This is a genomic window from Xanthobacter aminoxidans (assembly GCF_043193615.1).
GTDB classification, from domain to species: Bacteria; Pseudomonadota; Alphaproteobacteria; order Rhizobiales; family Xanthobacteraceae; genus Xanthobacter; species Xanthobacter aminoxidans.
Window position 1 is genome coordinate 766,116 of record NZ_JBAFUS010000002.1, and the last position, 19,067, is coordinate 785,182.

Genomic DNA, 19,067 nt, shown 5'->3' on the forward strand with positions numbered 1-19,067 from the left:
TCTCTGAGGTCGGAGGTTTGGGCGCCAGATAGCAGAACGGCAGGGCCGGCGCGAATCGGGACGGCGCCGCGGCCCCTGATTTCCCCATAGTGACAGAGCCGGAGGGCGAGGGGAACAGAATGGCAACAATTGAGCCATGCCCGGCCCGTGCTCGACGCCGCGCCTCTCCTCTGGCTTCATGCGCGCGTGAACATCGCCGTGCCGAATCGCCTCTTCCTCGACGTCGCCCGCTCCGCCACCGGCCGCACCTGGCGGGAACGGCTGGACGTGCGCGGGGGGCAGACGGCGCTCGCCATGGCCCAGCGCTTCGGCATCAGCGAGCTTCTGGCCCGCGTACTCGCCGCCCGCAACGTGCAGCTGGACGAGGTGGAGCGCTATCTCGACCCCTCCATCCGCACCCTTCTGCCCGATCCCGACACGCTCACCGACATGCCCGCCGCCGTGGCGCGCCTCGCCCGCGCGGTGACGACCGGCGAGCAGGTGGCGGTGTTCGGCGACTATGACGTGGACGGCGCCTGCTCCACCGCCCTCATGGTGGGTGTGCTCCAGGCCGGCGGGCTCGATCCCTTCTTCCACATTCCCGACCGCATCTTCGAGGGCTATGGGCCGAACGTGCCGGCCATCGAGCAGCTCGCCGCGCGCGGCGTGACCCTGCTGGTGACGGTGGATTGCGGCACGACCTCCCTCGAACCGCTGGAGGCCGCGAAAAGGCTCGGCATGGATGTGGTGGTCATCGACCACCATCAGGCGGGGGAGACCCTGCCGCCTGCCACCGCCATCGTGAACCCGAACCGGGAGGACGACCTCTCCGGCCTCGGCCATGTCTGCGCGGCCGGGCTCGCCTTCGTGGTGGCGGTGGGCCTCGTGCGGGCGCTGCGCCAGAGCGGGCATTTCAATGCCGAGCGGCCGGCGCCGGACCTGCTGGAAGCCCTCGACATCGTGGCGCTGGCGACGGTGGCGGATGTGGTGCCGCTCATCGGCCTCAACCGCGCCTTCGTGGCGAAGGGGCTCCTCGCCATGCGCCGGCGCACCCGCATCGGCCTCACGGCGCTGATGGACGCGGCGCGGCTCGACGGGCCGCCGCGGCCGTTCCATCTCGGCTTTCTCATCGGCCCGCGCATCAATGCCGGCGGGCGCATCGGCGAGGCGACGTTGGGCGCGCGCCTGCTGCTGACGCAGGATCCCGCCGAGGCGCGCGGCATCGCCGCCGAGCTGGACCGTCTCAACGCCGAGCGGCAGGAGGTGGAACGCGCCATCCTCGCCGCCGCCGAGGCCGAGGCGCAGGCGGCGCTCGGCATCTCGGAGGAGGGCGCCGTGGTGGTGGTGAGCGGCGAGGGCTGGCACCCCGGCGTCGTCGGCCTGGTCGCGGCGCGGCTGAAGGAGCGCTTTCAGCGCCCGGCCTTCGCCATCGCCTTCAATGGTGAGACCGGCACCGGCTCCGGCCGCTCCATTCCCGGCGTGGACATCGGCCGCGCGGTGCGCGGGGCGGTGGAGAGCGGGCTCCTTGTGAAGGGCGGCGGCCATGCCATGGCGGCCGGCCTCACGGTGGAGCGCCGCCAGCTCGGGGCGCTACGCGCGGAACTGGAGCAGCGCCTCGCGCCGGACGTGGAGCGCGCCCGCGCCGAGGGCACCCTTTCCATCGACGGAGCGATGACCGCGCGCGGGGCAACGGTGGACATGGTGGAGACCGTTTCCCGCGCCGGCCCGTTCGGCGCCGGCAATCCCGAGCCGGTGTTCGCCTTTCCCGGCCACCGCATCAGCTATGTCGAGAGCTTCGGCGCCGGCCATGTGCGCGCCCGCATCTCCTCGCCGGACGGCACGACATTGAAGGCCACCGCCTTCCGCTGCGCCGAGGAGCCGCTGGGCCGGGCGCTCTTGGCCGGGCGCGGGCGCAATCTGCATGTGGCCGGGTGCCTCGACATCGACACCTGGCAGGGCGAGACGCGCGTCGCGCTGCGCATCCGCGACGTGGCCGAGGCTGGATGAGGTCGCCGCTGTGAAGGTCCTGCTCGCTGTCCTCCTCTGCTTCAACGCTGGCTTCGTGGATGCGGCGGGCTTCGTCGCGCTCGGTGGGCTGTTCGCGGCCCATGTCACCGGCAATTTCGTCACCATCGCCGCCTCGCTGGCCCATGGCGACACGCCCTCGCTGACGAAGGTCCTGGCGCTGCCGGTGTTCGCCATCGTGGTGCTGTGCGCGCGGGAGCTGAGCCTGTTTCTCGCCCGGCGGGGGCGGGACGATTTCCGCATCCTGATGGCGGCGAAGCTGGTGCTGCTCGCCCATGCGGCGCTGGTGGCTGTGCAGAACGGGCCGTTCTACGACCACGACTCTCCTGCCGCCGTGATGATGGGCATGACCTTGGTGGCGGCCATGGCGCTGCAGAACGCGCTCCACCGCACCCACCTCACTGACTCGCCGCCCTCCACCGTGATGACCGGCACCTTCACGCAGGTGCTGGTGGACATCGCCAATCTCTTGCGACCGCTGAAAGGCACCAACATTCCCGCCACCCGCGCCCGTCTCGGCCGGATGAGCGCGTACCTCGCCGCCTTCCTCTTCGGCTGCCTTGCGGCCGCGCTGCTCTATCGCGCGGTGGGCATGTGGTGCCTGTTCGTGCCCACCTTCGTGGCGGTGGCGGAGATCTTCACGCTGGGGCCGGACCCGACGCCGCAGAAGGACAAGGCGTAAACCTGCGCCTCAGCGCTCTTCCGATACCCGCAGCGCCGTCCGCCCGGTGATCTTGCGCTTGCGCGGCGCGGGTTTCCCATCGGCCGGCGCGGTCTCTACGGGGGTGGCGGGCGCCGGAGCCGGCGCCTTGCGCGAAGACGCCTTCTTCGCCGGCTTGGCGGCTGGCGCGCGGCTGCCGTCGGCCAAGGCAAGGAGCGCCTTCACCCGGTCGCCGGGCTGGGCGAGGGCAGGGGCGTGCGGATCGACGCGGGTGAGCAGCGCCTTGGTCTTGGGCGCCGGCACACCATCCAGCGCCTCGGCGAAGGCGTCGGGACCGAGCAAGGCGCGGATGGCGCGCAGGGCCTCAAGGTCCGTCCCCTCCGCCCCCAGCTGGGCGCGGACGATCTCGTTCACCGCCTTGCGCGCGAGATTGCCGCCGGCCGGGAACAGGCCGGCCTTGCCGCCGATGGCCGCGAGCAGAGCGAAGAAATCCGAAGCCTCAGCCATGGAGCCGCCTCCGCGTCTCGTTCACCAGATCGCGCACAGCATCCACCGCGTTGTACCATTTCTGCTCGAAGGAGGGCGCGTAGGGAAAGTTTTCCGGGTCCATGGCCCGCTCGATGGCGGCCTGATTGCGGACTTCGGTGTCGAACATCTCATAGACCGCATCGGCGTCCTCCGCCTCGTCCCGGAGGCTGATGAGCGTATCGCGGTGCTGGATCTTCTGCGCATGCACCCGGCTCGCCAGCACCAGCGGCCGGCGCTTCGGCTGGGGCAAGGCGGAGCGCGTGACGTGGGCGTTCTCCCACACCGAGGCGCGGAAGGCGTCGAAGCCGAGGGTGGAGAGATAGTCCGGGATGGTCGGCACGATCACCATGTCGGCGAGGCGGATGGCCACCTCGGTGAAGGCGGAGATGCCCGGCGCGCAGTCGAACAGCACCACGTCATAATGCGCGCGCAGGTAGCCGAGCGCCTCGTCGAGCACCTTCAGGGACTGGCCCTCCAGCGAGCGCAGCCCGTAATTCTTCTCTGCCAGCCGCAGGACGATCTCGCGCTCCAGCAGGCGCAGGCGGGGGCTCGCCACCACCATGTCGATGGCCAGTTCCTCGCCCGCCTTCATCACATGGCAGATGCTCGGCGAGATGTACTGGGCGATGGAAGTGCGGTCGCCATAGAGCAGCCGGTCGGCGAGGAAGGACGTCACCGACTGGCGGCGGTCGAGGATCGCGCGCAGCTCGTCGTCATGGGCGAAGCAGTAGGAGGCGTTGGCCTGGGCGTCGAGATCGACCACCACCACCCGCGCGCCCTGCTCCGCAAAGCCTTCCGCCAGCATCACCACGGTGGTGGTCTTGCCCACGCCGCCCTTCATGTTGGCGACAGCGATCACCCGCCCCCCGGCGTCGGCCTCCCCCACTTCGGCCATGTCCGCACCACCCCTCGCAGCCCATGTTGCGCCGCAACCTAAAGGCGATGCTGCACCTGCTCAATAGAGGCCGGTCAAATAATAGAAGCCGATCACGACGAAGGCGGCGGTGGTCTTGATGATGGTGACGGCGAAAATGTCGCCGTAGGACTGACGATGCGTCAGCCCCGTCACGGTGAGGAGGGTGATGACCGCGCCGTTGTGCGGCAGCGTGTCCATGCCACCGGCGGCCATGGAGGCGACGCGGTGCATCACCTCCAGCGGGATGCCATAGGCCTGCGCCTCGGCGATGAATTGCTGCGCCATGGCCCCGAGCGCGATGGAGAGGCCGCCCGAGGCCGAGCCGGTGATGCCGGCCAAGGTCGTCACCGTGATCGCCTCGTTGATGAGGGGATTGGGGATGGAGGTCAGCGCCGCCTTGATGACGAGGAAGCCCGGCAGCGCCGCGATCACCGCGCCGAAGCCGTATTCCGTCGCGGTGTTCAGCCCGGCGAGCAGCGCGCCGCCCACCGCTTCCTTCGAGCCGCCGGCGAAATGGCCGGCGATGGCCCGGTAGCCGAACGCCACCACCGTAAGGATGCCGAGCAGCAGGGCGGCCTCTACCGCCCAGATGCCGGCCCAGACGTGGGTCTCAACGCTCACCGCCGTGCCGCCCTCCACAAGCGTCGCGCTCGCCTGCGGTCCGAACCAGCCGGGGATGTGCCAGGCGAAGAACAGATTGGCGAGGCCCACCACAACCAGCGGCAGCACCGCGAGCAGCGGCGGCACGGGCGGGACGCTGTCGTCGGGCAGGCTCTCATTGAGGTGGCCGGTGCCGTAGCCCTCGCCGGCGCGGTGGGCCTGCATCCGGCGGAATTCCAGATAGGAGATGCCCACCACGAAGATGAAGATGGAGCCGACGATGCCGAGGATGGGCGCCGCATAGGCTGTGGTGCCGAAGAAGGCGGTGGGGATGATGTTCTGCAGCTGCGGCGTGCCGGGCAGCGTATCCGCCGTGAAGGAGAAGGCGCCGAGCGCAATCACCGCCGGCAGCAGGCGCTTGGGGATGCCCACCTGCCGGAACATCTCCGCGCCGAAGGGATAGAGCGCGAACACCACCACGAACAGCGAGACGCCGCCATAGGTGAGCACCGCGCCCACCAGCACGATGGAGACGATGGCCCGCCGCGGCCCCAGCAGGTTCACCACCGCCGAGACGATGGAGCGCGAGAAGCCGGCCAGTTCGATGAGCTTGCCGAAGATGGCGCCCAGCAGGAACACCGGGAAGTAGAGCTTGATGAAGCCCACCATCTTTTCCATGAACAGGCCGGAAAAGATCACCGGCACCGCCGCCGGATCGGTCAGCAGCACCGCGCCGATGGCGGCGACGGGGGCGAACAGGATGACGCTGAAGCCGCGATAGGCCACGAGCATCAGGAAGAAGAGCGCGGCGAGGCAGACGACGAAGCTCATGGCTGTCAATCCGGCGCAGGTAGGGGGAGTCCTCAAGCGGGACAGTAATGCGCCCTACGGCCGAGCACCAGCTTCGGAATTCATAAGAATTGTTGCACTGCAATGGCTTGACGCCGCTCCGGCATCCGCCGGGTCGGCGTCATTCCCTGCCAGCCCCCGTAGCGCCGCGATCTGTGCGCGACGCTGCACCCGCTCAATAGAGTCCGGTGAGATAGTAAAATCCGATCACGAAGAACACCGCGGCGGTCTTCACCAGCGTGATGGCGAAGATGTCGCCATAGGCCTGCCGGTGGCTCAGGCCGGTCACGGCGAGCAGGGTGATGACGGCGCCGTTGTGGGGCAGCGTGTCCATGCCGCCGGAGGCCATGGAGGCGACGCGGTGCAGCACCTCCATGGGGATGCCGGCGGCATTGGCCTGGGCGATGAACTGCTCCGACATGGCCGCGAGCGCGATGGACAGGCCGCCCGAGGCCGAGCCGGTGATGCCGGCCAGCGTGGTCACGGTGATGGCCTCGTTGACCAGCGGATTGGGGATGGCCGACAGCGCCGACTTGATCAGAAGGAAGCCGGGCAGCGCCGCGATGACCGCGCCGAAGCCGTACTCGGTGGCGGTGTTGAGCCCCGCGAGCAGCGCGCCCGACACGGCATCCTTGGAGCCGGTGGAGAACTTGCCGGCGATGGATTTGAAGCCGAACACCGCGACCGTGAAAATGCCGAGAAGCAGCGCGGCTTCGACGGCCCAGATCGCTGCCCAGGTGCTGGTCGGCACGCTGACGGGGGCCGCGCCCGGAACCAGCGTGGCGGTCGCGGTGGCGCCGAACCACTGCGGGATGAGGCGGGCGAAGATCAGGTTGGCGATGCCCACCACGACCAGCGGCAGCAAGGCGAGAATCGGGGAGACGAGCGGCACGGTCTCGTCCACCACCACCTCGTTGAGGTGGCCGGTGCCGTAGCCCTCGCCGGCCTTCGCCGCCTGGCGGCGGCGGAACTCGAGGTAGGACAGCCCCACCGCGAGGATGAAGGCGGTTCCCACCAGGCCCAGGATGGGCGCGGCGTAGGCTGTGGTGTGGAAGAAGGTGGTGGGAATGATGTTCTGGATCTGCGGCGTGCCGGGCAGCGTGTCCATAGTGAAGGAGAACGCCCCGAGCGCCACGACCGCCGGCAGGAGCCGCTTGGGAATGCCCACCTGACGGAACATTTCCGCGCCGAAGGGGTAGACGGCGAACACCACCACGAACAGCGAGACGCCGCCATAGGTCAGCAGGGCGCCCACCAGGACGATGGAGAGGATGGCGCGGCCCGGCCCCAGAAGCTTAACCACCGAAGCGACGATGGAGCGGGAAAAGCCCGACAGCTCGATGAGCTTGCCGAAGACGGCGCCCAGCAGGAACACCGGGAAGTAGAGCTTGATGAAGCCCACCATCTTTTCCATGAAAAGTCCGGAAAAGACGACCGGCACCGCGGCCGGATCGGTCAGCAGCACCGCGCCGATGGCGGCGACGGGGGCGAACAGGATGACGCTGAAGCCCCGATAGGCCACGAGCATCAGGAAGAAGAGTGCCGCAAGGCAGACGACAAAGCTCATGGGACGAATCCGGTGGAGGTAAGAATGCGATCGGGCCGGACACTAGTGCGGCCCGCGACCGGACACAGCTTGTCCATTGGTATGGGGGACCTGACGGACCTTGCGGTAACCGGCAGAAGGCGCACGATGAAGCACGGGCCGAGTCGAAAAGGCCCTGGGTACCTCTTGACTTTAACACTTCAACGATTGATAGAGTGTTCACATGAGTTTCGACGCGCAGCGTTCGCTCACGGGCCGGCAGGTGGATGAGGCGGCGGGGATGTTCTCCGCGTTGGCCGACCCCCAGCGCCTGCGGCTGCTGATCCTGCTGGCCGGTCGCGAGGCTTCGGTGACGGAGCTGGCGGAGGCCCAGGGGGAGAAGCTATCGACGGTGTCGGTGCGGCTGAAGGTGCTTCACGCCGCGCGCCTCGTCGGGCGGCGGCGCGAGGGCAAGTCGATCCTCTATCACCTGGCGGACGACCATGTGCTCGCCCTCGTGGCGAGCGCGGTGGAGCACGCCTGCGAGAATCATTGAAGCCGAGAACCGTTGAAGCGAGGAGCAAGCCATGTCCGGGACCTGCAAGATCCACCCGAACCACGACCACCAGCACGGCCCCGGCTGCGGCCACACCGCCATCCGCCACGACGGGCACGTGGACTATCTCCACGACGGCCACCTGCACCACATGCACGGCGACCATGTGGATGAGCACGTGATCGCGGTGAGCGAGACCAATCCCGACCGCTGCACCCCCAACCACACCTGCGCGGGCCACGAGCCCGGCCATGTCCACGGCCCCGGCTGCGGCCATGAGGCGGTGCCCCACGGCGACCATGTCGACTATCTGGTGGACGGCCACCTGCACCACCCGCACGGCGGCCATTGCGACGACCATGGCCCGGTCGAGGTGGTCCGCGGCTGATCCGCGAGATCAGGATCGCAGATACAAAAAGGCCGCGCCTGATGAGGGCGCGGCCTTTTCGCGTCAGGTCGGGATCACGGCATCAGCGCGATCTGCTCCAGGCCCTCGGTCTCGGGGAAGCCCATGACGAGGTTCATGTTCTGCACCGCCGAGCCGGACGCGCCCTTCACGAGGTTGTCCAGCGTGGAGATGATGACGGCCCGGCCGGGCACGCGGTCGGCCACCACGCCCAGGAACACCATGTTGGACCCGCGCACATGGCGCGACTGCGGCACCTGGCCGAACGGCAGGACGTGGACGAAGGCCGCGCCCTTGTAGAAGTCGGTCAGGATGCGGTGCAGGTCCTCGGCGGTGGCGCCGGTGGTGCGCACGTAGATGGTGGCGTAGATGCCCCGGTTCATGGGCGAGAGCACCGGCACGAACATGGGCTTCACCGGCCGGCCGGCGGCCTTGGAGAATTCCTGGTCCAGCTCGCCCATGTGGCGATGGCCGGAAACGGCATAGGCGTGGATGCCCTCCGACACCTCGGAGAACAGCATCGCCTCCTTGGCCGAGCGCCCGGCGCCGGACATGCCGGTCTTGGAATCCACGACGATGCTCTCCGGCTCCAGCGCGCCGGCTTCCAGCAGCGGCACGATGGGCAGGATGGCGGTGGAAGAATGGCAGCCGGGATTGGCGACGAGGCGCGCCTTGCGGATCTCGTCGCGATAGATCTCGGCGATGCCGTAGGCCGCCTCCTTCTGGAGGTCGAGCGCCTGGTGGGGATGGCCGTACCATTCCTCGTAGGCGCCGGGATCGGACAGGCGGAAGTCGGCGGAGAGGTCCACCACCTTCACGTTGGGCGCCGTATCGAACACCTTCTTGATGACCAATTGGGTGGTGGCGTGCGGCAGCGCGCAGAACACCACGTCCACGGCGGTGAAATCCACCTCGTCGATGGTCACGAGCTTGGGCAGCGGGAAGGGCGCGAACTGGGGGAACACGTCGGCCATGGACTGGCCGGCCTTGCGGTCCGCGGTGAGCGCGACGATCTCGACGCGCGGATGGCGCAGCAGCAGGCGCACCAGCTCGGAGCCGGTGTAGCCCGAGGCGCCCAATACCGCGATCCTTGCCTTTGCGTCAGACATCTTGCTCTCCCGAAGGGTCTCCCGCCGCCCGGCCGCAGCCGGCGAACGGGGCCAAGGTGCTTACACCCAATCACACGTCAGGGAAAAGACAGGGGCGCGGTTTCCCTCTCCCCTTGCGGGAGTGGGTGGACCGCGGCGGCGCCGCGAGACGGGTGAGGGGGCTGGTTCCGCGAATGCAGGGGCCGGGGGTTCGCGCCCGGAATACCCCTCACCCCCGGCCCCTCCGCCGCACGGGAGAGGGGAGGGAGGATAGGGAAACCCCTCTCCCCTTGCGGGAGAGGGTGGATCGCGGCGACGCCGCGAGACGGGTGAGGGGGCTGGTGCGACCGTAACGGCGGTCAAGACGGCGGAGAAAGCACCCCTCACCCCCAGCCCCTCTCCCGCAAGGGGAGAGGGGAGGAAGAAGCTCCCCCCTCACGCCAGCCGGAACTTGGAGAAGTCGCGGTGCTCGGTGGCGATGCGGCGCACGGTGCCGGTGGCGGCGCGCATCACGATGGTGTCGGTGAGGATCACGTCCCGGCCGAAGCGCACGCCCTTCAGCAGCGCGCCGTCCGTGACGCCGGTGGCGGCGAACAGGCAGTCGCCGCGCACCATCTCGTCCAGCTTGTAGACCTTGGAGAAGTCGGTGATGCCCAGCGCCTTGGCCTGGGCGCGCTTCTTCTCGGTGTCGAGCACGAGCCGGCCTTCCATCTGTCCGCCGATGCAGCGCAGCGCGGCGGCGGCCAGCACGCCCTCGGCTGCGCCGCCGAGGCCGAGATAGATGTCAATGCCGCTCTCATGCGGGTTGGCGGTGTGCACCACGCCCGCCACGTCGCCGTCGGTGATGAGCTTGATGGCGGCGCCGGTCTTGCGCACGGCGTCGATCAGCGGGCCATGGCGGGGCCGGTCGAGGATGAGCGCGGTGACGTCGGAGGGCGGCACGCCCTTGGCCTCGGCCAAAGCGCGGATGTTGTCCTGCGGGCTCTGGGACAGGGAGACGATGCCTTCCGGATAGCCCGGCCCGATGGCGATCTTCTCCATGTAGCAGGGCGGCATCTTCAGCAGCGTGTCATGCTCGGCGAGCACGAGCACGCAGAGCGAGCCTTCCATGTTCTTGGCGCAGAGCGTGGTGCCTTCCAGCGCGTCCACCGCGAGGTCCACCTCGGCCCCGCCTCGCCCCAGCTTCTCGCCGACGAACAGCTGGTCGCAATCGCCCTCGATGCCTTCGCCGATCACCAGGGTGCCGGAGACCGGAATCTCGTTCACCTCGCGGTGGCAGACGGTCATGGCGGCGATGTCGGCGGCCTGCTCGTCGCCGTGGCCGCGCAGGCGGGCGGCGGCGACGGCGCAGCGTTCCATGGCCTGGGCCATGTCGAGGGCAAGGCGGCGGTCGAGCACCTGCTCGGCTCGCTGGGCAGACTTCTCAGGCGTCCTCTGGGTCCGGGCACCGCTCATGACGTCGGTCCTTCTGGTTCTGTTGCCGCGCTCCGGATCAGTCCTTCTCGATCCGGATGACCTGGGGCAGGGAGGCGACCACGCCGTCCGCCTCGATGGCGGCGATGGCGCGGCGCACGGCGGCCTCGGTCGTGGCATAGGTGATGAGAATCACATGCGCCGTATCGGACGGCATCGCGCCGCCCGGCTGCCGCTGGACGATGGATTCCAGCGAGATCTGCTCGTCCGCCATGCGGCGGGTGATGGTGGCGGCGGTGCCCGGCTTGTTCACCACGGCGAGGCGGATGTAGTAGCCGCCCTCGTGGCGCTGCATGGCGGCGCGCTCCGCCTTGGCGAGGCGGTCCACGGGCAGGCCGAAGGCATAGCCCCTGGCGCCGCGGGCCACGTCGAACAGGTCGCCCACCACTGCCGAGGCGGTGGCATCGCCGCCGGCGCCGGGGCCGACCAGCGTCAGCGTCACCGCATCGCCGTCCACCGCCACCGCATTGGTGACGCCGGAGACCTGGGCGATGGGCCAGTGCTTCGGCACCATGGTGGGATGCACGCGCTGCTCGATGCCGGTGTCGGTCTTCACCGCCACGCCGAGCAGCTTCACCCGGTAGCCGAGATCATCCGCCGCCTCGAGGTCGGCGAGGGTGAGCTGGCGGATGCCCTCCACATAGATGGCGTCCGCATCCACCTGCGTGCCGAAGGCCAGCGAGGTGAGGATGGCGAGCTTGTGGGCGGTGTCGAAGCCGTCGATGTCGAAGGTCGGGTCCGCCTCCGCATAGCCGAGCCGCTGCGCCTCGGTGAGGCAGACGTGGAAGGAGAGCTTCTCGTCCGCCATGCGGGTGAGGATGTAGTTGCAGGTGCCGTTGAGGATGCCCGACACGCGCTCGATGGCGTTGCCGGCGAGCGCCTCGCGCAGCGTCTTCACGATGGGGATGCCGCCCGCCACCGCCGCCTCGAAATGCAGGCCCGCGCCGGAGGCCTCGGCCCGGCGGGCGAGCTCCACGCCGCACTTGGCGAGCAGCGCCTTGTTGGCGGTGACGACGGGAATTCCACGGTCCAGCGCGGCAGCCACGGCCGCCTTGGCCGGGTCGCCGTCGCCGCCCATCAGCTCCACGAACACGTCGATGTCGCCGTCGCGGGCGAGCGCCACCGGATCCTCGAACCAGGCCACGCTTGAGAGATCGAGGCCGCGGTCGCGGCTGCGGTCGCGGGCGGCCACCGCCGTCACCTTCACGGTACGGCCGGTGCGCGCCTCAAGCTCGCCGGCGCGGCGCTCGAGCATGCGGAAGACCGCGGCCCCGACGGTGCCGAGGCCGGCGAGGCCCACTTTCAAATCGCTCATCTGTCAGTCCGGTTCCTGTCCTCGGCTGGCGTCATACCACAGCCCGCCCGGCGCGAGGTTCCGGCTGTCGCCGGAACCGGTCAATGCTCGATCGCCAACCCGTTCGGCCCCGGTGTCAGAGGGGCGGGGGCGTCGGCTCAGCGCGCGGCGCTGAGCGGCACCACGTTGTGCAGCGTGGTGCCGGCCTGCTCGAAGAAGCGGCGCACGTTGCGCGCCGCCTGTCGGATGCGCTGCTCGTTCTCCACCACGGCGATGCGGACGTATTCGTCGCCATGCTCGCCGAAGCCGACGCCCGGCGACACCGCCACTTCCGCCTTCTCGATGAGGAGCTTGGCGAATTCCACCGAGCCCATGGCCCGGAAGGGCTCCGGGATGGGCGACCACGCGAACATGGTGGCGCGGGGCACGGGGATGTTCCAGCCGGCGCGGCCGAAGCTCTCCACGAGGGCGTCGCGGCGCTTCTTGTAGGTCTCGCGCATCTCCGCGATGCACTCCTGCGGGCCGTTGAGCGCCGCGGTGGCCGCCACCTGGATGGGGGTGTAGGCGCCGTAGTCGAGATACGACTTCACCCGCGAGAGCGCGGCGATGAGCCGCTCGTTGCCCACGGCGAAGCCCATGCGCCAGCCGGCCATGGAATAGGTCTTGGACATGGAGGTGAATTCCACCGCCACGTCCATGGCGCCCGGCACCTGCAGCACCGAGGGGGGCGGGTTGCCGTCGAAATAAAGCTCGGCATAAGCGAGGTCGGAGAGAACGATCAGGTCGTTCTTCTTCGCGAAGGCCACCACGTCCTTGTAGAACTCGAGATCCGCCACGCAGGCCGTGGGGTTCGAGGGATAGCACAGCACCACCGCGATGGGCTTGGGGATGGAGTGCTGGACCGCCCGCTCCATGGCGTGGAAGAACTCCGGCCCCGGCTCGGCCGGAACCGAGCGGATGACGCCGCCGGCCATCAGGAAGCCGAAGGCGTGGATGGGGTAGGAGGGATTGGGGGTCAGGATCACGTCGCCGGGGGCGGTGATGGCCTGCGCCATGTTGGCGAAGCCTTCCTTGGAGCCCAGCGTGGCGACGACCTGCCGGTCGGGGTCCAGCTTCACGCCGAATCGCCGCTCGTAATAGGCCGCCTGCGCCTTGCGCAGGCCGGGGATGCCCTTGGAGGCGGAATAGCGGTCGGTGCGCGGCTTGCCGATGGTCTCTTTCAGCTTCTCATAGACATGCGCCGGCGCGTCGAGGTCCGGGTTGCCCATGCCGAGGTCGACGATGTCCACCCCGGCATTGCGGGCGGCGGCCTTCACACGGTTCACTTGCTCGAACACGTAGGGCGGCAGCCGGCGAATGCGGTGGAAATCGGTCGTCATCTCAATGGCTCCAGAGGCCGCGCATGTTGTCTCCCGGCGCGGCAGTCGGGCTTTGTAGCACTGTTCGGTGAATGAAAAAGCCTTGATTGCGGTGGCGATGGGGCGGTGGCCGCCATATCGCACCGCACAATGACGCGAAACGCCCGCAGGCGCCGCGCGCGGCTCACTGCGCCTGCGGCACCTGCTTGGCCTGCTGCTGGCGGGCGAGGCGCTCAAGGTCGCGCTGCAGCTTCTGCTGCTGCTCGGTGGTGAGCGGGTCTCGGCGCTCGGCGGGTGGGGCGCCCAGCGTGGGGAAGTGGGTGGCGTCCACCTCGGGCACCGAGGTCTGCGGCGGCGCGAGGCCCGGAATGCCCGAGCCGGCGCAGGCGGAGAGGCTCGCGGCGAGCGCGAGGAGAAGCGCGGCGCGCAGCGTCGGGACGGCACGGCCTCGCGCCGTCGGGGAGAAAAGGTCCATTGTCCGTTCCGGATGGCTCCCGGTCCCGGCGGTGACGATACCGGGGCGAGATACCTCCTGAGGGGCCGGTGCCGTGCGGGCGTACCGCAGACTCGACCAAGGAGGTGTGTCTAAGGGCGCCTGCGGCGTGGCCGCGAGGCTCGATCCTGTCACTTTCACACTCTAGAGTATGAAGGAAGCGCAGGCAGCGATAAAGATGGGCTACGTTTCGTAACGGCCCGCGAGCAAGACCCGCGAGAGGAAACGCGCATGTCCCGTGTTGAGGAAACGCCGAACGTATCCGCCGCCCCCATGATGTCGGTGGAATCGCCGGTTGCGGCGGGTGGCCCCGCGCATCTCAGCGTCGTCCCCCCCGCGGCCCAGACCCCCCCGAATCCCGCGCCCGAATCGGCGCCCCCCGCGGCCAAGGCGGACGCGCCGAAGGCCGGCGCCGGGCCCAGGGCTGACGGCAAGAGCGATAGCAAAGGTGACGGCAAGGACGACGGCGCCCGCCCCGGCCTCAACATCGAGGCCTTCTCCCAGAATCTCGCGCAGATGGTGGACGAGGGCGGCAAGGCGCTCGCCGCCTATCTCGGCCCGCGCACCCAGGCCAAGACCGACGATCTCGCCGACGAGATCGCCGACGCCCTCAAGACCGTGGGGCAGGTCGCCGAATACTGGATGACCGATCCCCAGCGCACGCTGGAGGCGCAGACCCGCCTCATGGCCGGCTATCTCTCGGTGTGGACCAACACCCTGAAGCGCCTCGGCGGCGAACAGGTGGAGCCGGTGACGGCGCCGGACGCGCGCGACGCCCGCTTCAAGGATGAGGGCTGGCGCGAAAGCCCTATCTTCGATGCGCTCAAGCAGGCCTATCTCGTCACCACCCGCTGGGCCGAGGACATGGTGGAGGAGGCCGAGGGCCTCGACGCCCACACCAAGCACAAGGCCGGCTTCCTGGTGAAGCAGGTGACGAACGCCATCTCGCCTTCCAACTTCGTGATGACCAATCCGGAGCTGATCCGCGAGACCTTCTCCTCGTCCGGCGAGAATCTCGTGAAGGGGATGAAGAACCTCACGGAGGATCTCGTCGCCGGCAAGGGCTCCCTCAAGATCCGCCAGTCGGACCTGAGCGCGTTCGAGGTGGGGCGCAACCTCGCCACCACGCCGGGCAAGGTGATCTACGAAAACGATCTGATGCAGCTCATCCAGTACGAGGCCACGACCGGCAGCGTGAAGAAGATGCCGCTGCTCGTCGTGCCGCCGTGGATCAACAAGTTCTACATTCTCGACCTGACGGCGGAGAAGTCCTTCATCAAGTGGCTGGTGGACCAGGGCATCAGCGTCTTTGTCATCTCCTGGGTCAATCCCGATGCCCGGCTCGCCGAGAAGGGCTTCGACGATTACATGCGCGAGGGCATCATGACCGCCCTCGACAAGGTGGCCGTCGCCACCGGCGAGCGGCAGGCCCACGCCATGGGCTATTGCGTCGGCGGCACCCTGCTCGCCACCACGCTCGCCTACATGGCCGCGACGGGGGATGACCGCATCGCCTCCGCCACCTTCCTCACCACGCAGATCGACTTCACCCACGCGGGCGATCTTAAGGTGTTCGTGGACGAGGACCAGCTTGCCGCCATCGAGCGCAAGATGAAGCAGACGGGGTATCTGGAAGGCAGCAAGATGGCCTCGGCCTTCAACATGCTGCGCTCGAACGACCTGATCTGGCCCTATGTGGTGAACAACTACATGAAGGGCAAGGCGCCGTTCCCGTTCGACCTGCTGTTCTGGAACGCCGATTCCACCCGCATGCCAGCGGCGAACCACTCCTATTACCTGCGCAACTGCTACCTCACCAACAACATCGCCCGCGGCCTCGCCGAGCTGTCCGGCGTGCGCATCGACATGACCAAGGTGAACGTGCCGGTCTATTCGCTGGCGACGCGGGAAGACCACATCGCCCCGCCCAACTCGGTGTTCATCGGCGCCAACATGCTCTCCGGCCCGGTGCGCTACGTGCTCGCCGGCTCCGGCCACATCGCCGGCGTGGTCAATCCGCCGGCCAAGATGAAGTACCAGTACTGGGCGGACGGCCCCACCGGACCGAGCTACGACCTCTGGCTCCAGGGCGCGCAGGAGCACAAGGGCTCCTGGTGGCCGGACTGGCTGAACTGGTTCTCCGGCTACTACCCCGAGGACGTGCCCGCCCGCCCCATCGGCGGCGGCCACTTCACCCCCATCGAGGACGCCCCCGGCCGCTACGTGCGCGAAAAGAGCTGAGGGGAGGGGGCGCGCGCCCCGCTTCCTCACCACCGTCATGCCCGGCCTCGTGCCGGGCATCCACGTCGTGCCGACCGGACGATGGCCGACACGTATTCCCGGCCGATCCACGTGGATGGCCGCAACCCGCATTTTTGCGGGTTGCGTTCTCAAAGCCGGAAGTCGGCAACAGCCGACTTCCGGGACAAGCCCGGCCATGACGGCCTGTGGGTTCAGCCCGTGAGCTGCGTGGCCCCAATAGCAGAGGGCTCCTGACAGCCGTCACCCCGCCATCACGCCGCCATCGGCCCGCTTCCGCACACCCCTCTCCCGTCCGCCTTTCCCGCGAGCGCGCTTGCGGTTAGTTTGGCGGGAGGCCCGCTTTGGGCCTCTCAAGACCTGTCGAGGGCCCGTGCGTTACGTTTCCACCCGGGGCGAAGCTCCTGTCCTGTCGTTTTCCGATGCGCTGCTGGCCGGTCTGGCGCGCGACGGCGGCCTCTATGTGCCGGAGGCGTTCCCCACCCTGAGCGCGGACGAGATCGCCGCGCTGGCGGGAAAACCCTATCCGGCGGTGGCCAAGGCGGTGATTTCCCCCTTCGTCGGCGATGCGCTGCCCGAGCGCGTGCTCGACCTGATGATCGCCGACGCCTACGCCTCCTTCCGCCATCCGGCGGTGACGCCGCTGACGCAGATCGGCCCCAACCGCTTCCTGCTGGAGCTGTTCCACGGTCCGACCTTGGCCTTCAAGGACGTGGCGATGCAGTTGCTCGCCCGCATGATGGACCATGTGCTCGCCGCCCGCGGCGCCCGCGCCACCATCGTCGGCGCCACCTCGGGCGACACCGGCAGCGCGGCCATCGAGGCGTTCCGCCATTCGGACGCGGTGGACGTGTTCATCCTCTACCCGCACAAGCGGGTGTCCGAGGTGCAGCGCCGTCAGATGACCACCGTGAACGCGCACAACGTCCACGCCATCGCGGTGGAAGGCACGTTCGACGATTGCCAGGCCCATGTGAAGGCCATGTTCAATCACCACGCCTTCCGCGATTCCCTCGCGCTGGCCGGGGTGAACTCCATCAACTGGGCGCGCATCGTCGCGCAGGTGGTCTATTATTTCTATGCCGCCACCGCGCTCGGCGCGCCGCACCGCGAGGTGTCGTTCGTGGTGCCCACCGGCAATTTCGGCGACATCTTTGCCGGCTATGTGGCCAAGCGCATGGGCCTGCCCATCCGCGACCTCTCCATCGCCACCAACGTCAACGACATCCTGGCCCGCACGCTGGAGACGGGGCGCTATGAGGTGAAGGGGGTGTATCCCTCCTCCTCGCCGTCCATGGACATCCAGGTGTCGTCGAACTTCGAGCGCCTGCTGTTCGAGGCGGTGGACCGGGACAGCGGTGCGGTGCGCCAGCTCATGGCCTCGCTCGGCCAGTCCGGCGCCTTCACCGTGCCGCGCGAGGCGCTGGCCGCCATCTGCAGCGATTTCTCCGCCGGCCGCGCCGACGAGCCGGAGACGGCGCAGACCATCGCGCGCCTCTACCAGTCCGCCGGCTATCTGGCCGATCCGCACACCGCCGTGGCGCTGGCGGTGGCGGACAAGGTGGAGCACGCGGCCAAGGTGCCGCAGGTGGTGCTCTCCACCGCCCATCCCGCCAAATTCCCCGATGCGGTGGAAGCCGCCACCGGCCACCGGCCCGGCCTGCCGCCGCACATGGCGGACCTTCTGACCCGCAAGGAAAGCGTGAGCGTGCTGCCCAACGACCTCGTGGCCATCGAAACCTTCATCCGCACCCATGCGCGGGTCGGACGGGGCGCCGCGGCATGAGCGTGAAGATCTCGACCCTCGACAACGGCATCACCGTCATCTCCGACGAGATGAGCCACCTCGGCACCGCCTCGCTCGGCATCTGGGTGGGCGCCGGCGCGCGGCACGAGAAGGGCGACGAGCACGGCATCTCGCACCTTCTGGAGCACATGGCCTTCAAGGGCACCCGCCGCCGCTCCGCCCGCCGCATCGCCGAGGAGATCGAGCAGGTGGGCGGCGACATCAACGCCGCGACCTCGGTGGAGCAGACCACCTACAACGTCCGCGTGCTGGGCGAGGACGTGGGCCTCGGCATCGACATCCTCGCCGACATCCTCACCGAGCCGGCCTTCGCCCCCGACGAGCTGGAGCGGGAGAAGAACGTGATCGTGCAGGAGATCGGCGCGGTGATGGACACGCCCGACGACCTGGTGTTCGACCTGTTCCAGGAGCAGGCCTTCCCCGGCCAGAGCGTCGGCCGCTCCATCCTCGGCACGCCGGAGACGGTGCGCGGCTTCAGCCGCGACCAGCTCGGCGCCTATCTCGGCCGCACCTATCGCGGCCCGCGCATGGTGGTCTCCGCCGCCGGCGCGGTGGAGCACGACCGCCTCGTGGACGAGGCCGCCGCCCGCCTCTCCGGCGTCGGCAACGGCGCGGCACCGGAGCTGTCGCCCGCAACTTACGCCGGCGGCACGCGGCTGACCGCGCGCGACCTCGAGCAGGTGCACGTGCTGATGGGGCTGGAGGGCTGCTCCTACAAGGATACGGACTACCACGCCCTTCAGGTGCTCTCGAACGTGCTGGGCGGTGGCATGTCCTCCCGCCTGTTCCAGGATGTGCGGGAGGAGCGGGGGCTCTGCTACTCCATCTACGCCTTCCACTGGAGCTATCAGGACACCGGCCTGTTCGGCATCTATGCCGGCACCGACACCGGCGACGTGGAGGAGCTCTCCAACGCGGTGGTGGACCAGATCTTCGACACGGCCGAGACCGTGACCGAACTGGAGGTGGCCCGCGCCAAGGCGCAGATGAAGGTGGGGCTGCTCGCCGCGCTGGAAAGCTCCGGCGCCCGCGCCGACCAGCTCGCCCGGCAGATCCTCGGCTTCGGCCGGGTGATCCCGGTGGAGGAGATCGTCGCCCGGGTGGAGGCGGTGGATGTCGCCGCCGTGCGCGCCGCCGCGTCCCGCCTCATCGGCCGCGGCCGGCCGACGCTCAGCGTCATCGGGCCGAAGGGCGGGCTTGAACCGGCTGCACGGGTGGTGCAGCGTCTTGGGGGTCACTAACCGGCTGCG

16 protein-coding genes are annotated in these 19,067 nt (G+C 68.9%); 7 read left to right on the forward strand and 9 right to left on the reverse strand.

What is annotated here, in order from left to right; all coding sequences use genetic code 11:
* The first annotated feature begins 186 nt into the window (after nt 1–186).
* Entirely contained in the window at nt 187–1,986 is a 1,800-nt protein-coding gene (recJ, locus tag V5F74_RS12625) for a single-stranded-DNA-specific exonuclease RecJ (protein WP_394008908.1), read from the forward strand.
* Between the two features lie 10 nt (nt 1,987–1,996).
* Entirely contained in the window at nt 1,997–2,686 is a 690-nt protein-coding gene (locus V5F74_RS12630) for a YoaK family protein (RefSeq protein ID WP_394008378.1), read from the forward strand.
* A 9-nt stretch (nt 2,687–2,695) separates the two neighbouring features.
* On the opposite strand, the gene V5F74_RS12635 is transcribed toward V5F74_RS12630, so the two are convergent.
* The 4 genes from V5F74_RS12635 to V5F74_RS12650 all read right to left on the reverse strand — a co-directional run bounded on the left by V5F74_RS12635 (nt 2,696) and on the right by V5F74_RS12650 (nt 7,125).
* Nucleotides 2,696–3,172: a hypothetical protein gene (locus tag V5F74_RS12635; protein WP_394008380.1), complete on the reverse strand. Its 477-nt coding sequence runs from the start codon at nt 3,170–3,172 to the stop codon at nt 2,696–2,698.
* On the reverse strand, nt 3,165–4,088 hold the full coding sequence (locus V5F74_RS12640) for a ParA family protein (RefSeq protein WP_394008382.1): 924 nt from the start codon (nt 4,086–4,088) through the stop codon (nt 3,165–3,167). The genes V5F74_RS12635 and V5F74_RS12640 overlap by 8 nt, the downstream gene beginning before the upstream one ends.
* A gap of 60 nt (nt 4,089–4,148) precedes the next feature.
* Complete coding sequence (locus V5F74_RS12645) at nt 4,149–5,540, reverse strand: GntP family permease (protein ID WP_394008384.1); 1,392 nt, start codon at nt 5,538–5,540, stop codon at nt 4,149–4,151.
* Between the two features lie 193 nt (nt 5,541–5,733).
* The gene (locus tag V5F74_RS12650) at nt 5,734–7,125 is read right to left on the reverse strand and encodes a GntP family permease (protein ID WP_029558929.1); all 1,392 of its coding nucleotides are present in this window, start codon (nt 7,123–7,125) and stop codon (nt 5,734–5,736) included.
* A 202-nt stretch (nt 7,126–7,327) separates the two neighbouring features.
* On the opposite strand from V5F74_RS12650, the gene V5F74_RS12655 reads away from it, so the two are divergent.
* Both V5F74_RS12655 and V5F74_RS12660 read left to right on the forward strand, forming a co-directional pair.
* Entirely contained in the window at nt 7,328–7,639 is a 312-nt protein-coding gene (locus tag V5F74_RS12655) for an ArsR/SmtB family transcription factor (protein WP_169124321.1), read from the forward strand.
* A gap of 31 nt (nt 7,640–7,670) precedes the next feature.
* Nucleotides 7,671–8,027, forward strand: a complete 357-nt coding sequence (locus V5F74_RS12660) for a hypothetical protein (RefSeq protein WP_394008386.1) — start codon at nt 7,671–7,673, stop codon at nt 8,025–8,027.
* Nucleotides 8,028–8,101: 74 nt separating this feature from the next.
* On the opposite strand, the gene argC is transcribed toward V5F74_RS12660, so the two are convergent.
* The 5 genes from argC to V5F74_RS12685 all read right to left on the reverse strand — a co-directional run bounded on the left by argC (nt 8,102) and on the right by V5F74_RS12685 (nt 13,733).
* Nucleotides 8,102–9,154, reverse strand: a complete 1,053-nt coding sequence (argC, locus tag V5F74_RS12665; protein WP_394008388.1) for an N-acetyl-gamma-glutamyl-phosphate reductase — start codon at nt 9,152–9,154, stop codon at nt 8,102–8,104.
* Nucleotides 9,155–9,568: 414 nt separating this feature from the next.
* Nucleotides 9,569–10,588: a class II fructose-bisphosphatase gene (gene glpX, locus V5F74_RS12670; RefSeq protein WP_051679301.1), complete on the reverse strand. Its 1,020-nt coding sequence runs from the start codon at nt 10,586–10,588 to the stop codon at nt 9,569–9,571.
* Between the two features lie 37 nt (nt 10,589–10,625).
* Nucleotides 10,626–11,921, reverse strand: a complete 1,296-nt coding sequence (locus tag V5F74_RS12675) for a homoserine dehydrogenase (RefSeq protein ID WP_029558925.1) — start codon at nt 11,919–11,921, stop codon at nt 10,626–10,628.
* Between the two features lie 137 nt (nt 11,922–12,058).
* Nucleotides 12,059–13,279, reverse strand: a complete 1,221-nt coding sequence (locus V5F74_RS12680; RefSeq protein WP_024278493.1) for an LL-diaminopimelate aminotransferase — start codon at nt 13,277–13,279, stop codon at nt 12,059–12,061.
* Nucleotides 13,280–13,442: 163 nt separating this feature from the next.
* Nucleotides 13,443–13,733 (reverse strand): hypothetical protein, encoded by a 291-nt coding sequence (locus V5F74_RS12685; protein ID WP_250165590.1) that lies wholly within the window; start codon nt 13,731–13,733, stop codon nt 13,443–13,445.
* A 249-nt stretch (nt 13,734–13,982) separates the two neighbouring features.
* On the opposite strand from V5F74_RS12685, the gene phaC reads away from it, so the two are divergent.
* The 3 genes from phaC (at nt 13,983) to V5F74_RS12700 (ending at nt 19,058) form a co-directional block, all read left to right on the forward strand.
* Complete coding sequence (gene phaC / locus V5F74_RS12690; RefSeq protein ID WP_394008391.1) at nt 13,983–15,992, forward strand: class I poly(R)-hydroxyalkanoic acid synthase; 2,010 nt, start codon at nt 13,983–13,985, stop codon at nt 15,990–15,992.
* Nucleotides 15,993–16,383: 391 nt separating this feature from the next.
* Nucleotides 16,384–17,796: a threonine synthase gene (gene thrC / locus V5F74_RS12695; RefSeq protein WP_394008393.1), complete on the forward strand. Its 1,413-nt coding sequence runs from the start codon at nt 16,384–16,386 to the stop codon at nt 17,794–17,796.
* The gene (locus V5F74_RS12700; protein ID WP_394008395.1) at nt 17,793–19,058 is read left to right on the forward strand and encodes a M16 family metallopeptidase; all 1,266 of its coding nucleotides are present in this window, start codon (nt 17,793–17,795) and stop codon (nt 19,056–19,058) included. Before thrC ends, V5F74_RS12700 begins: the two co-directional genes overlap by 4 nt.
* Nucleotides 19,059–19,067: the final 9 nt, after the last annotated feature.

What these genes read in the sequence shown, in the direction of transcription:
- V5F74_RS12660 (WP_394008386.1), top strand. Translation starts at nt 7,671, where the DNA reads ATGTCCGGGACCTGCAAGATCCACCCGAACCACGACCACCAGCACGGC.
- V5F74_RS12640 (WP_394008382.1), bottom strand. Translation starts at nt 4,088, where the DNA reads ATGGCCGAAGTGGGGGAGGCCGACGCCGGGGGGCGGGTGATCGCTGTC.
- V5F74_RS12680 (WP_024278493.1), bottom strand. Translation starts at nt 13,279, where the DNA reads ATGACGACCGATTTCCACCGCATTCGCCGGCTGCCGCCCTACGTGTTC.
- V5F74_RS12675 (WP_029558925.1), bottom strand. Translation starts at nt 11,921, where the DNA reads ATGAGCGATTTGAAAGTGGGCCTCGCCGGCCTCGGCACCGTCGGGGCC.
- V5F74_RS12645 (WP_394008384.1), bottom strand. Translation starts at nt 5,540, where the DNA reads ATGAGCTTCGTCGTCTGCCTCGCCGCGCTCTTCTTCCTGATGCTCGTG.
- V5F74_RS12650 (WP_029558929.1), bottom strand. Translation starts at nt 7,125, where the DNA reads ATGAGCTTTGTCGTCTGCCTTGCGGCACTCTTCTTCCTGATGCTCGTG.
- phaC (WP_394008391.1), top strand. Translation starts at nt 13,983, where the DNA reads ATGTCCCGTGTTGAGGAAACGCCGAACGTATCCGCCGCCCCCATGATG.
- V5F74_RS12685 (WP_250165590.1), bottom strand. Translation starts at nt 13,733, where the DNA reads ATGGACCTTTTCTCCCCGACGGCGCGAGGCCGTGCCGTCCCGACGCTG.
- argC (WP_394008388.1), bottom strand. Translation starts at nt 9,154, where the DNA reads ATGTCTGACGCAAAGGCAAGGATCGCGGTATTGGGCGCCTCGGGCTAC.
- glpX (WP_051679301.1), bottom strand. Translation starts at nt 10,588, where the DNA reads ATGAGCGGTGCCCGGACCCAGAGGACGCCTGAGAAGTCTGCCCAGCGA.
- V5F74_RS12700 (WP_394008395.1), top strand. Translation starts at nt 17,793, where the DNA reads ATGAGCGTGAAGATCTCGACCCTCGACAACGGCATCACCGTCATCTCC.
- V5F74_RS12635 (WP_394008380.1), bottom strand. Translation starts at nt 3,172, where the DNA reads ATGGCTGAGGCTTCGGATTTCTTCGCTCTGCTCGCGGCCATCGGCGGC.
- V5F74_RS12655 (WP_169124321.1), top strand. Translation starts at nt 7,328, where the DNA reads ATGAGTTTCGACGCGCAGCGTTCGCTCACGGGCCGGCAGGTGGATGAG.